The organism is Nesterenkonia sandarakina, from assembly GCF_003003175.1.
Classification (GTDB): domain Bacteria; phylum Actinomycetota; class Actinomycetes; order Actinomycetales; family Micrococcaceae; genus Nesterenkonia; species Nesterenkonia sandarakina_A.
The window spans coordinates 1-10,192 of the sequence record NZ_PVTY01000035.1 but is presented as its reverse complement, the minus strand read 5'-3'; the positions used below and the strand labels follow the sequence as shown (position 1 = coordinate 10,192).

Sequence of the window (10,192 nt, the reverse complement as noted above, 5' to 3'; positions counted from 1 at the left end):
TATGCGGCCTATATCGGCAGGGCTAAGGATGGGCCCTCGCCGTTGGGTCCGGATGAGACCCGGTACCGGCATGACCGGATTGATATCAATGGGACGGTGACTCTTCGGTACGAATCCAGGATGTATCACATCGGGGTGGGGCGAACCCACGCCCGAACCCGCGTCGTGTTGCTGGTCAAAGACCGCCACATCATGGTCGTGGACTACCGCACCGGTGAGATCTTTAGAGACCTCGTCCTGGACCCTTCACGGAAGTATCAGCCACAAAGCAAAACACCCCGAACCTGACGGTTCGGGGTGTTTCCTATCTATTGAGACAGGACACTGTCGGGCTAGCGGGATTTGAACCCACGACCTTCCGTCCCCCAGACGGACGCGCTACCAAGCTGCGCTATAGCCCGAAAATACTCCGGCAAACTGGCCGGAAGCACCAGGAAAGTCTACCGCATGATCCGGCTCAAGCGCGCATCGAGCTCGGGCGCCGCTGCTGCCGCGGGTCTCACGCCCGGTGCGTGACCTGCAGCGAGCGAGTCCGGCAGGTGGAGAGCGGACGCATCCGCGCCCCACCCGCCGGACTCACCGTCGAGGATGAATCAGCCCTTGGTGCTCTTGCGGGCCGAGCCCCAGATGTCGATGCCGCCGTCGACGGCGTGCTCATCGATCGCGTCCAGCTCTTCGGTGCTGAAGGAGCGCTGATCCAGCGCCGCCAGGTTGGACTTGAGCTGCTCAGGTCGGCTGGCGCCGATCACCAGGGAGCTCACCCGGTCATCGCGCAGCGCCCAGGCCAGCGCCATCTGCGCCAGGCTCTGGCCGCGGACGGCCGCGATGTCATTGAGCGAGCGGATGTGCCCGAGGTTCTCTTCCGTGAGGAAGTCATCCCGGAAGGAGCCCTTGGTCGCGGCGCGTGAATCCGAGGGCACCCCGTCGAGGTACTTGTCGGTCAGCATGCCCTGAGCCAGTGCGCTGAAGCCGATGACCCCGACGCCGAGGTCGTCGACCGCGTCGAGCAGGCCCTCGGTCTCGATCCAACGGTTGAGCATCGAGTAGGAGGGCTGGTGGATCAGCAGCGGGGTGCCGAGATCCTTCAGGATCGCGGCCGCCTTGATCGTGTCTTCGGCTGAGTAGGAGGAGATTCCGGCGTAGAGCGCCTTGCCGGAACGGACCGCCGAGTCCAGGGCCGACATGGTCTCCTCCAGCGGAGTGTCGGCGTCTGGGCGGTGCGAGTAGAAGATGTCCACATGGTCCAGGCCCATCCGGCTCAGCGACTGGTCCAGGCTGGAGAGCAGGTGCTTGCGGCTGCCGGTGGGACCGCCATAGGGGCCGGGCCACATGGTCCAGCCGGCCTTGGTGGAGATGATCAGCTCATCGCGCAGCCCGGTGAAGTCCTCGCGCAGGATCCGTCCGAAGTTGATCTCCGCCGATCCTGGGGGAGGCCCGTAGTTGTTGGCCAGGTCGAAGTGGGTGATCCCATGGTCGAACGCCATGTGGATGATCTCGCGCTGGTTCTCCAGGGCGAAGTCGTCACCGAAGTTGTGCCAGAGCCCCAGCGAGAGCGGGGGCAGCACCAGGCCGGAGCGGCCCACGCGGCGGTACTCCGCGTTGTCGTAACGGTCTTCTGCGGGAACGTACATGGTGGCTCCTGAAGTTCGCGGTGTCAGTGTTCTGAGTCTCGGGGGAGGCCCGGCCGGTCCAGACAGGAGGCGGGCCCCTGATCACCTTACGCCTGCGAAGCCGGTCCTCCACCCGGCAGGGCCGCCGCCGCGCGGTCCAGGTCTTCAGACGTCACGGAGTCTCCGAAGCTGAACCGCACCGCCGTCTGCGCCACCTCCGGTGAGTACCCCATGGCGCTCAGCGCCGGACTCGGCTCACTCGACCCCGCGGCGCAGGCCGAGCCGGAGGAGCAGAAGATCCCTTGACGCTCCAGATCCAGCAGCACCGACTCCCCGCTGCGCCCGGGCAGCACGAAGGACGCGTGTCCGGCCAGCCGGCGGGTCCGATGCCCGGTCAGCTGCGCGCCGGGCACCCGGGCCAGCACGGCCTCGATGAACCCCTCGCGCCGCATCGCCAGTCCTGTGACGTCACTCTGAGACGCGAGCTGCAGCGCCGTCGCCATCCCGACCGCTCCGGCGACGTTCTCGGTGCCCGAGCGCAGGTCCCGCTGCTGGCCGCCGCCATGGATCAGCGGTTCAAACGGCGTGCGACGGCGCAGGTACAGCACTCCGGTGCCCTTGGGTGTGCCGAGCTTGTGTCCGGCCAGGCTCATCGCGCTGACGCCGAGGGCCTGCACATCCAGAGACAGGGTTCCGGCCGCCTGGACCGCGTCGGTGTGGAACGGAACCCGCTGCTCGGCGCAGAGCGCAGCCAGTCCTGCGATGTCCTGGATGGTCCCGACCTCGTTGTTCGCGTAGTGGATGGAGACCAGGGTGGTGTCCGGACGCAGCCTCGCCGCCAGCGCGGCAGGGGTGACCACGCCGTCGTCGTCGACCGGCACGGTCTCCACCTCGTAGCCGAGTCGGCCCAGCCAGGCCGCGGACTCGCTGACCGCGGGGTGCTCCAGCGCGGAGATCAGCACGTGGCGCCCGCGCGGGTCGGCGAGCGCGATGCCCTTGAGCGCGGCGTTGTCGGACTCGGTGCCGCCGGAGGTGAAGATGATCTCGGCCGGCCGGGCGTTGAGGTGCCGAGCAACCTCGGCGCGGGCGGCCTCCAGCGCCCGGGACGCCGCAGCCCCGGGTTCATGGACGCTGGACGGGTTCGCGTACCCGGTCAGGTGCGGCCACATCGCCTCGAGCACCTCGCGTCTTACCGGCGCCGCGGCGGACTCGTCCAGGTAGAGCATCAGCCCGTGGTCCCCGGCCCGTCCGCCTCGAGCTCCGCGGCGAGCACCGGATCGATCTCCACATGGATGCCGGTCCCGGTGTGCACATCCGTGTCCAGGCCCGGCCGCAGGTCCATGTCCAATCCCAGGTCCAGGGCGCGGGCGCCGTGGGTCAGGGCGCCTACGCTGATCAGGTCCACACCGGTGCCGGCGATCCCCGCGATCGTCTCCAGGCTCACCCCGCCGGAGGCCTCCACCAGGGCCCTGCCGTTGATGAGCTCGACGCCGCGGCGCAGGTCCTCGAGGCTGAAGTTGTCCAGCATGATCGTGTCGGCCCCGCCGGCGAGCACCGGGGTGATCTGCTCGAGCCGGTCCACCTCGACCTCGATATGGGTGGTGTGCGGCAGGCGCCCGCGGGCGGCGAGGATCGCGTGGGTCAGCGCCTCGGGGGAGTCACCCAGCACGGCCAGATGGTTGTCCTTGGCCATCACCGCATCGGAGAGTGAGAAGCGGTGATTGTGCCCGCCGCCGCAGCGCACCGCGTAGCGCTCCAGCACGCGCAGTCCAGGGGTGGTCTTGCGGGTATCGGTGACCCGTACCCCGGTGCCCGCCACGGCCGCCACATACGCGCTGGTCAGCGTGGCCACTCCGGAGAGACGTTGGATCAGGTTCAGCGCCACCCGTTCCGCGCCGAGGATTGCCCGGGCAGGGCCTTCCACGCTGGCCAGGACATCCTTAGGGATGAACCGTGCGCCGTCGTCGGTCTCGAGACGCACGACGACGGCGGGGTCCAGCGCGGCGAAGGTGCGGGCGAAGATCTCGCCTCCAGCCAGGATGCCGGGCTCCCGCGCCACCAGCTGGGCGTGTGCGGTGGCCTCGGCGGGCACGAAGGCGGTGCTGGTGAGATCACCGAAGGGGATGTCCTCGGCGAGCGCCAGGGTGATGACCGCGTCGATCTCGCGGGTGGAGAGCTGGGTGTCCACAGTGTCCCTTCAGGCTTTCGGCTTGGCGGCGAGCATCCGGTCCAGCGCGACCTTCGCCTGCACGGAGACCCCCGGGTCGACGCTGATCTGGTTGTTCACCCGGCCCTGGACCAGCTCGCCGAGCACCCAGGCCAGGTAGCCCGGGTGGATCCGGTACATCGTGGAACACGGGCAGATGACCGGGTCCAGGCAGAAGATGGTCCGGTCCGGGTACTGGGCGGCCAGCCGGTTGACCATGTTGATCTCGGTGCCGATCCCGATGGTGTCCCCGGGGGCGGAGGCGGCGATGAACTTCTGGATCGCATCGGTGGAGCCGGACGCGTCGGCGGCGTCGACCACCTCCATCGGGCACTCCGGGTGCACGATGATCTTCACCTCGGGGTTGGCCGCGCGGGCCTGGCTGATCTGGTCCACGGTGAAGCGCCGGTGCACGGAGCAGAACCCGTGCCAGAGCAGCACCTTGGCCTCGTGCAGCTGCTCGGCCGTGTTCCCGCCCAGCGGCTTGCGCGGATTCCACAGCGGCATCTGCTCCAGCGGGACCCCCATGGCCTTTGCGGTGTTGCGGCCCAGGTGCTGGTCGGGAAAGAACAGCACCCGGTGCGCCCGCTCGAAGGCCCACTCCAGGACGGTGGCGGCGTTGGAGGAGGTGCACACGATCCCGCCGTGCCGGCCGCAGAAGGCCTTCAGTGCGGCGGAGGAGTTCATGTAGGTCACCGGCAGGATCGGCAGCTTGCCCGCCGCGTCGGGAGCGGTGTTCTCCGGATCCACGCCATAGGTCTCGCAGATCTCCTCCCAGGCGGTTTCCACCGAGGACTCATCCGCCATATCGGCCATCGAGCAGCCCGCGGCGAGGTTGGGCAGGATCACCGACTGCTCCGGGGTCGAGAGGATGTCGGCGGTCTCGGCCATGAAGTGGACCCCGCAGAAGACGATGGTCTTCGCCTCCGGCTTGCTCAGCGCCGCATTAGCCAGCTGGAAGGAGTCACCCACAAAGTCCGCGTGCTGGACGACCTCGTCGCGCTGATAGAAGTGGCCCAGGATGACCAGCTCCTCGCCGAGGGCGGCCTTCGCGGCCAGGATCCGCTCGTGCAGCTGCGGCTCCGGCATCAGCTGGTAGCGCTCGGGCAGCTGACCGGGCCGGGAGACCGGGTCCGGGAGTCGATCGGCCTGCGAGGAGCCGGGCCCATAGCCCGGGACGGTGTCGAAGTCCCAGGGTCCGGCGGCCAGCTTGGTGTTGCAGCTCTCCTTCGGAGTCAGGGTGATCAGGTCATGGACCGAGGCGGTCATGGTGTCTCCTGGATGGTGAGGGTGTAGCGGGTGCGGTGGGGGTTGGAGCGGTAGAGCCGCGGCGGGCGGTGCGCGGTGCCGGTCATGCGCTCGCCGGTGTCCTCCACCGTGCCCTGGGCGAGGATCTGGCGGCGGAAGTTCGAGGGGTCCAGCGCCCGGTTGAGGATCGCCTCATAGACCCGGCGCAGCTCGGCCAGCGGGAACCGCTCGGGCAGGAAGGCGTGCGCGATGGGGGAGTAGGTCACCTTCGCGCGCAGCCGGTCCAGGGCGTAGTCGAGGATCACGCCGTGGTCGAAGGCCAGCACCCCGGCCTCCTCGGCGATGTCATCGGCGGGGAACCATTCGAGGTTCTCACCCTCCACCGCGTCGGCGTCCTCGTCCTGGCGCACCAGCGCCCAGTAGACGATGGAGACCACACGGGTGCTCGCGGGGGAACGATCCACATTGCCGAAGGCGTAGAGCTGCTCCAGGTGCCGGGGAGCCAGCCCGGTGGTTTCTAGCAGCGTGGATCGAGCGGAGCTGGCCAGATCCTGGTCCGGCTCCAGGGGCCCGCCGGGGAGCGCCCAATGACCGAGGAAGGGTTCGCGGATCCGGCGCACCAGAGGCAGCCAGAGCGTGAGCTCCCCGGTCTCCGGATGCGGGCGCAGTGCGAAGACCACCGTGCTCACGGCGAGCTCGGTCTGCAGGTTCGACGGCGCGGCCATGGCGAGGCCTCCTTAAGGTGACAGTGACACTATGGTGCAGCTCATATGGTCACGTCAACCCGAAGGGGTCTGGATAGTTGCTCCGGGTGCGCTTCACCTCTATGCAGGAGCGCCCTGGGCTGGAACGATGACGTCCATGCGTCAATCCCTGGTGGTCGCCTGCAGTGCCGTCGTGGCCTTGGCCGTGAACATCCTGATGGATGTGTACACCGATGTCCCGATGCTGGTCCGCTGGGCGGTGGCCATCGCGATCGCGATGGTCGTCACGGTGCTGCTTGCGCGCTGGACGGCGGCGCGGGCGCAGCGGGACTCCGGAGCGCCCCGGCAGGGGAGCGGTCCACCCAGATGAGACCGTTCCGCCGGACGAGCCCGCTGCGGTGAGCGCTGGGCCGCGGCCGGCAGCGCCGCTCCACGCGACTGTCAGTCGGCGAGGCCGGCCTGGACCTCGTCGAGGAAGCCTGGGATCTCGGTGAGCTGTCGCGCGAACTCGGTCGCGCCCTCGGGTGCGAGGTGGATGGCATCCCGGCTGTGGTCATCTCCCCACCAGGAGCCGAACTCGTCCACGGGGAACAGCCGGACGTCATGCGGGTCGGTCAGAGCCTGAGCTGACTCCTGCCGGCGGGCGTCGTAATTCCGTCCTTCCGCTTCCAGGTTCGCCTGATGCACCGGGGTGTAGGGAATCTCGAAGGCGAGCACGGTCACGCCATGGCTGCGCAGCAGATCAGCGGCCTCGCCGAAGTCGGCGACAGCCTCATCGTGCACCGTCGGGAAGCCGGGGAATCCCCGCTCCATCCGGGTGTCGCTGATCTCCTCGGCCTCGGCCGCGCTGACCCCGGGGTGGATCATGAAGCCGTCTGAACGCAGTCGGCTGCCTTCTCTGATCCGCAGGCTGGTCTGGGCCGGCTGTCCTTCCTCGGCCCGCACCACCTGACCCCCGCCGGTGCGGAACCGGAACAGCGGGTCCGCGACGTCGCGTTCGCAGCGTGCGGCGTCTGCCTCGCCCCAGGCGTCGCTGGCGGGCCGGTCGCATCCTTCCACCATCGAGGAGAACGGTGACTTCGCACCCTCTGAGGTGTAGAAGTCGTCCCGCTCGGCCGCTCGGGTCGAGATGCCCATCAGCGCGACCGACGGCAGCTCGTCGAGGCTGACGATGTAGCGGGCGAGCAGGCGGTTGATCCCCCAGCGGGCCCGGCTGCTCGCGCCGTTGAAGACCGAGACGTCGTCGCCGGTCGCTTCAGACAACAGCTGCCCCAGCTCCGCCGGATCGACGCCCTGCTGCGTCATGGAGTCGCCGAAGATGACCACATCCGGCGCCGGGTCGGCGGCACCGAGGGCATTCGTCATCGTCTCAAAGGCGCCACCATGGGCGGGTGCCACGGGGAGGAGGTCCTGAGCCGACCAGTCCTCGATCTGCTCCGTCGTCACGTCCTGGGTCAGCGATTCATTGAACTGGACCGTGGGGAAGCTGTCCTCTGCGGGCGCCTCACCGGCACAGCCTGAGAGCACCAACAGCAGGGCAGTGCACACGACTGCAAAACGACGAGAAGGCATGGACTCAGGCTACAGGCATGTCAGCAGTGCGCTGTGCTTCACTGATGGCATGAATCCCTTTGGATCCCTCGAATTCACCGGGTCGCTGGCGCTTAACGATCGGTGACGAAGACGTTGTGTGAGACCGGGACCGCCCCGTCCGGAAGTTCGATGTTGTCCGGGCGTACGCGGTAGTCCCATCCGCCACCGTTGCTGACGTTCACCTCATCGCCCGACGAGCAGCCGGTGACCCACCGCTCGGCGTTCGGATAGATGACCAGGCACATTCCCGCCTCGTCTGCTGCCAAGCCCAGCCAGAGCTCGGTGCCCTCGTGCTCCCCCACCCAACGGGTGGATTCGAGATCGATGTTCCCGGTACGAACAGCTTCTGGAAGCGGCTTCTCGCTGGCGGATTCTTCTGTCAGATCGGTGTACTTCTCGGCCTGACTGGAACACGCAGAGGCGCCGACAAGTACGGTGATGGCAATCGCCAGAGCAGGTAGCCGGGAGTGGTTATCCATCCTCCAACTATCGCATATAGCAAATCGATTTCGTCAGGTGTTTTTGTCGCTCTCTGCGCCGGCGCGTCATCTCAGCGGAATGCTGTAGACGGCGCGCACCGGGATGGGGCCGGCGAGGTCATCGGCGACTCGGTGCATCCCGAGCTTCTCGGCGACCCGTTCCGAGGCGCGATTCTCCGGGTGCAGGATCGCCACCAGCTCGGGCTCCTCGGTGTGCTCGCGGGCGAAAGTCAGGCAGGCGAGCGCGGCTTCGGTGGCGTAGCCCTGGCGCTGCCTCTCAGCCCGCACCCGGAAACCGACCTCGAGCTTGGGCGTGCCGTTCACGGACTGCCAGGTCAGGCCACAGTCGCCGAGGAACTCGCCGTCGAGCGTCTCGATGATCCAGAGACCGTAGTCATGCTCGGCGTAGCGGCGCTGGGAGTTCGCGATCCACTGTGCAGCCTCGGCGCGTGACTTCGGGGCCGGGTAGTAGTGCATGACCACCGGGTCGCCGAGCAGCGCGGCCATGTCCTCGAGGTCGGCGTCGGTCATCAGGCGGAATCTGAGTCGTGCGGTGGGCGGGGGAATCGGCATGGGGGCAAGAATAGGCTGATACCGGTGAAAGGAGAGACTGCACATGGTTCTGCCCGTATGGCTCGCCGACGGCGCCGCCAAGCTGATGCAACGAGCTCCGCGCGGTCCCCGGCTGCCGTCGGAGGTCGCGTTCACCGAGGTGCCCGCCACCACCGAAGAGATCACCGTCCCGACCCGACACGGCCAGCTCCGGGCGATCCGATATTCCCCGCCTTCGGGCCCGGCGGGCGGCGGCGTGTACCTGAACCTGCACGGCGGTGGGTTCGTCATCCGGCACCCCCAGCAGGACGATCCCCTCTGCCGGTTCATCGCGTTCCACGCCGGTGTCACGGTGATCAATCTCGACTACATTCCCGCGCCACAGTCGCACTTCAGGTCTTGATGTACCCAGCCTTGGATCTGAGCATTCCCGCGGCTCAGAAATGGTCACCTGGCCAGGAGAAGTTCCTGGTCAGGATGGGGCCGGTGTTCAACTCCGCCTACTGCCCCGATGTGCGGCTGCGAACCGACCGGCTCGTCTCTCCGGCGTCAGATGCGGACACGGCCGCACTGGTGGGGATCGCTCCCGGACTCGTGATCTCAGCCGAGCACGACATCCTGCGCGAGGAGGCCAGAAGGTACGCGCAGCGCCTGCACGCGGCAGACGCCCTGATCGGTCACCTGGATCTGGAAGGCGTGGGCCACGCGTTCAACATGGGAGGCGCCGGCCGCGACGTCGTCCGGCCGGTGTACGAGGAGATCGCGGAGGCGGTCCGGGTCGCATTCGTGTAGCGACCCGCCCTCAGGGTCAGTCTGCTTGTTCCCACTCGATGACCGCACCCAGGTTCTTGTCGTGGAAGCGCACGACGACGTCGCCCTCGGTGATCTCCAAGAGCCGATTGCGGGCGTTGCCGGTCTCTCTGAATTCGAGCTCGGGGAATCTGCGACGAAAGCTCTCGATGCCGGTGCGCGTCACGAACTGCAGGTGTCTGAGACCGTCGAGCTCAGAACCGGTCTTGGGCTGAGGCAGCTCGACGAAGCTGACGCTCCAACCATGCGCTCGGAGCGGCTCATACAGCCCCAACACCGCGATCAGCCGCCCATTGACCAGGCTTTCGTTGATCCACTCACCGATCAGGGCCAGCTCCTGCTTGAGCCGCGTGTAGCCATCGTTGCTCGAGACATGGAGGCACAGGGTGTCGTTCTGGACCAGTTCATCTCGCACGCCCAGCGACTCGATGAGCTGGTCGGCATCTCGGACGGCGGTGGCGTAGAGCTGAGCGATCTCCATGGAAGCTACGGTACGTCGCCCAGGTCAACACGATGTGCATGCGGTCCATCTCATCGGGCGGCCCGAGCAGTCAGTGCGGATCGAGTACGGAGTCACGACGGTGCCTGCGGGCCAGCGAGAGGAGTTCCAGCGCGCGATGGAGCCCTTCGACGGTCTGGCGAAGCCCGCAGGCACCCATTCGGACTAGTTCAGGTGCGGCGCCCTAGATGTTGTGGGGCATGAGGTTCTTGCCACGGGTGCGTTGATGAGATGAGGAACGGGCTCCCCACCACAGGATGGAAGTTACGACACCACCCATCCGCAGGAGAAGAGCCCGCTCATGATCCACGCTAACGCACCCCTGACCCCGACCGGACGACTGCGCATGGTCACCCGCCACCTGAGTGACGGGATCCCCAAGGCCCATGTCGCGGCGGAGTTCCGAGTCTCGCGTCCCACCGTGGCCACCTGGGTCGCTCGCTACCGCGCTGAGGGGGAGAAGGGACTCCAAGATCGAGCCTCTCGCCCCG

The 10,192-nt window shown here is 67.5% G+C and carries 14 protein-coding genes, 1 tRNA gene and 1 pseudogene; 6 read left to right on the top strand and 10 right to left on the bottom strand.

The features are described from left to right. Nucleotides 1-288, top strand: a pseudogene (locus BCL67_RS15690) (IS481 family transposase); the annotation flags it as partial. A 39-nt stretch (nucleotides 289-327) separates the two neighbouring features. On the opposite strand, the gene BCL67_RS14675 reads toward BCL67_RS15690, so the two are convergent. From BCL67_RS14675 to BCL67_RS14650, 6 genes are all read right to left on the bottom strand, one after another. Next, nucleotides 328-401: transfer RNA gene (locus BCL67_RS14675), tRNA-Pro, on the bottom strand. A gap of 192 nt (nucleotides 402-593) precedes the next feature. Then, nucleotides 594-1,631 carry an L-glyceraldehyde 3-phosphate reductase gene (gene mgrA / locus BCL67_RS14670; protein ID WP_106124152.1) on the bottom strand — a complete coding sequence of 346 codons (1,038 nt, stop codon included), beginning with the start codon at nucleotides 1,629-1,631 and terminating at the stop codon, nucleotides 594-596. 86 nt (nucleotides 1,632-1,717) lie between these two features. Continuing rightward, nucleotides 1,718-2,836, bottom strand: coding sequence for a cysteine desulfurase family protein (locus BCL67_RS14665; RefSeq protein WP_106124151.1), 1,119 nt, complete (start codon nucleotides 2,834-2,836; stop codon nucleotides 1,718-1,720). Further along, the gene (nadC, locus tag BCL67_RS14660; RefSeq protein ID WP_106124150.1) at nucleotides 2,836-3,798 is read right to left on the bottom strand and encodes a carboxylating nicotinate-nucleotide diphosphorylase; all 963 of its coding nucleotides are present in this window, start codon (nucleotides 3,796-3,798) and stop codon (nucleotides 2,836-2,838) included. Before nadC ends, BCL67_RS14665 begins: the two co-directional genes overlap by 1 nt. A 9-nt stretch (nucleotides 3,799-3,807) precedes the next feature. After that, entirely contained in the window at nucleotides 3,808-5,085 is a 1,278-nt protein-coding gene (nadA, locus tag BCL67_RS14655; protein ID WP_106124149.1) for a quinolinate synthase NadA, read from the bottom strand. After that, a complete protein-coding gene (locus BCL67_RS14650; protein WP_106124148.1) occupies nucleotides 5,082-5,789 on the bottom strand; it encodes an NUDIX hydrolase in 708 nt (235 codons plus the stop codon). The genes nadA and BCL67_RS14650 overlap by 4 nt, the downstream gene beginning before the upstream one ends. A gap of 136 nt (nucleotides 5,790-5,925) precedes the next feature. On the opposite strand from BCL67_RS14650, the gene BCL67_RS14645 reads away from it, so the two are divergent. Then, on the top strand, nucleotides 5,926-6,138 hold the full coding sequence (locus BCL67_RS14645; RefSeq protein ID WP_146131203.1) for a hypothetical protein: 213 nt from the start codon (nucleotides 5,926-5,928) through the stop codon (nucleotides 6,136-6,138). A 71-nt stretch (nucleotides 6,139-6,209) separates the two neighbouring features. On the opposite strand, the gene BCL67_RS14640 is transcribed toward BCL67_RS14645, so the two are convergent. The 3 genes from BCL67_RS14640 to BCL67_RS14630 form a co-directional block, all read right to left on the bottom strand. Continuing rightward, the gene (locus BCL67_RS14640; protein ID WP_146131202.1) at nucleotides 6,210-7,340 is read right to left on the bottom strand and encodes an SGNH/GDSL hydrolase family protein; all 1,131 of its coding nucleotides are present in this window, start codon (nucleotides 7,338-7,340) and stop codon (nucleotides 6,210-6,212) included. Between the two features lie 92 nt (nucleotides 7,341-7,432). Then, entirely contained in the window at nucleotides 7,433-7,840 is a 408-nt protein-coding gene (locus tag BCL67_RS15290; RefSeq protein WP_146131201.1) for a hypothetical protein, read from the bottom strand. A 66-nt stretch (nucleotides 7,841-7,906) separates the two neighbouring features. Next, nucleotides 7,907-8,413, bottom strand: a complete 507-nt coding sequence (locus tag BCL67_RS14630; protein WP_106124144.1) for a GNAT family N-acetyltransferase — start codon at nucleotides 8,411-8,413, stop codon at nucleotides 7,907-7,909. A gap of 43 nt (nucleotides 8,414-8,456) precedes the next feature. Here BCL67_RS14630 and BCL67_RS15565 point away from each other — a divergent pair, with 43 nt between their 5' ends. Both BCL67_RS15565 and BCL67_RS15560 read left to right on the top strand, forming a co-directional pair. Continuing rightward, the gene (locus BCL67_RS15565) at nucleotides 8,457-8,795 is read left to right on the top strand and encodes an alpha/beta hydrolase fold domain-containing protein (protein ID WP_181256044.1); all 339 of its coding nucleotides are present in this window, start codon (nucleotides 8,457-8,459) and stop codon (nucleotides 8,793-8,795) included. Next, nucleotides 8,795-9,184 carry an alpha/beta hydrolase fold domain-containing protein gene (locus BCL67_RS15560; protein WP_181256043.1) on the top strand — a complete coding sequence of 130 codons (390 nt, stop codon included), beginning with the start codon at nucleotides 8,795-8,797 and terminating at the stop codon, nucleotides 9,182-9,184. The genes BCL67_RS15565 and BCL67_RS15560 overlap by 1 nt, the downstream gene beginning before the upstream one ends. A 16-nt stretch (nucleotides 9,185-9,200) precedes the next feature. Here BCL67_RS15560 and BCL67_RS14620 read toward each other — a convergent pair whose 3' ends face one another. Next, the gene (locus BCL67_RS14620) at nucleotides 9,201-9,683 is read right to left on the bottom strand and encodes a VOC family protein (RefSeq protein WP_106124142.1); all 483 of its coding nucleotides are present in this window, start codon (nucleotides 9,681-9,683) and stop codon (nucleotides 9,201-9,203) included. On the opposite strand from BCL67_RS14620, the gene BCL67_RS15285 reads away from it, so the two are divergent. Both BCL67_RS15285 and BCL67_RS14615 read left to right on the top strand, forming a co-directional pair. Then, the gene (locus BCL67_RS15285) at nucleotides 9,682-9,870 is read left to right on the top strand and encodes a hypothetical protein (protein WP_146131200.1); all 189 of its coding nucleotides are present in this window, start codon (nucleotides 9,682-9,684) and stop codon (nucleotides 9,868-9,870) included. The genes BCL67_RS14620 and BCL67_RS15285 overlap by 2 nt on opposite strands. 132 nt (nucleotides 9,871-10,002) lie before the next feature. After that, on the top strand, nucleotides 10,003-10,192 hold a 190-nt coding region (locus tag BCL67_RS14615), incomplete at its 3' end, for a helix-turn-helix domain-containing protein (protein WP_146131199.1).

Excerpts from the sequence above, each read along its gene's own strand:
- mgrA (WP_106124152.1), bottom strand. The coding sequence starts at position 1,631 with ATGTACGTTCCCGCAGAAGACCGTTACGACAACGCGGAGTACCGCCGC.
- BCL67_RS14665 (WP_106124151.1), bottom strand. The coding sequence starts at position 2,836 with ATGCTCTACCTGGACGAGTCCGCCGCGGCGCCGGTAAGACGCGAGGTG.
- nadA (WP_106124149.1), bottom strand. The coding sequence starts at position 5,085 with ATGACCGCCTCGGTCCATGACCTGATCACCCTGACTCCGAAGGAGAGC.
- BCL67_RS14650 (WP_106124148.1), bottom strand. The coding sequence starts at position 5,789 with ATGGCCGCGCCGTCGAACCTGCAGACCGAGCTCGCCGTGAGCACGGTG.
- BCL67_RS14645 (WP_146131203.1), top strand. The coding sequence starts at position 5,926 with ATGCGTCAATCCCTGGTGGTCGCCTGCAGTGCCGTCGTGGCCTTGGCC.
- BCL67_RS14640 (WP_146131202.1), bottom strand. The coding sequence starts at position 7,340 with ATGCCTTCTCGTCGTTTTGCAGTCGTGTGCACTGCCCTGCTGTTGGTG.
- BCL67_RS15290 (WP_146131201.1), bottom strand. The coding sequence starts at position 7,840 with ATGGATAACCACTCCCGGCTACCTGCTCTGGCGATTGCCATCACCGTA.
- BCL67_RS14630 (WP_106124144.1), bottom strand. The coding sequence starts at position 8,413 with ATGCCGATTCCCCCGCCCACCGCACGACTCAGATTCCGCCTGATGACC.
- BCL67_RS15565 (WP_181256044.1), top strand. The coding sequence starts at position 8,457 with ATGGTTCTGCCCGTATGGCTCGCCGACGGCGCCGCCAAGCTGATGCAA.
- BCL67_RS15560 (WP_181256043.1), top strand. The coding sequence starts at position 8,795 with ATGTACCCAGCCTTGGATCTGAGCATTCCCGCGGCTCAGAAATGGTCA.
- BCL67_RS15285 (WP_146131200.1), top strand. The coding sequence starts at position 9,682 with ATGGAAGCTACGGTACGTCGCCCAGGTCAACACGATGTGCATGCGGTC.
- BCL67_RS14620 (WP_106124142.1), bottom strand. The coding sequence starts at position 9,683 with ATGGAGATCGCTCAGCTCTACGCCACCGCCGTCCGAGATGCCGACCAG.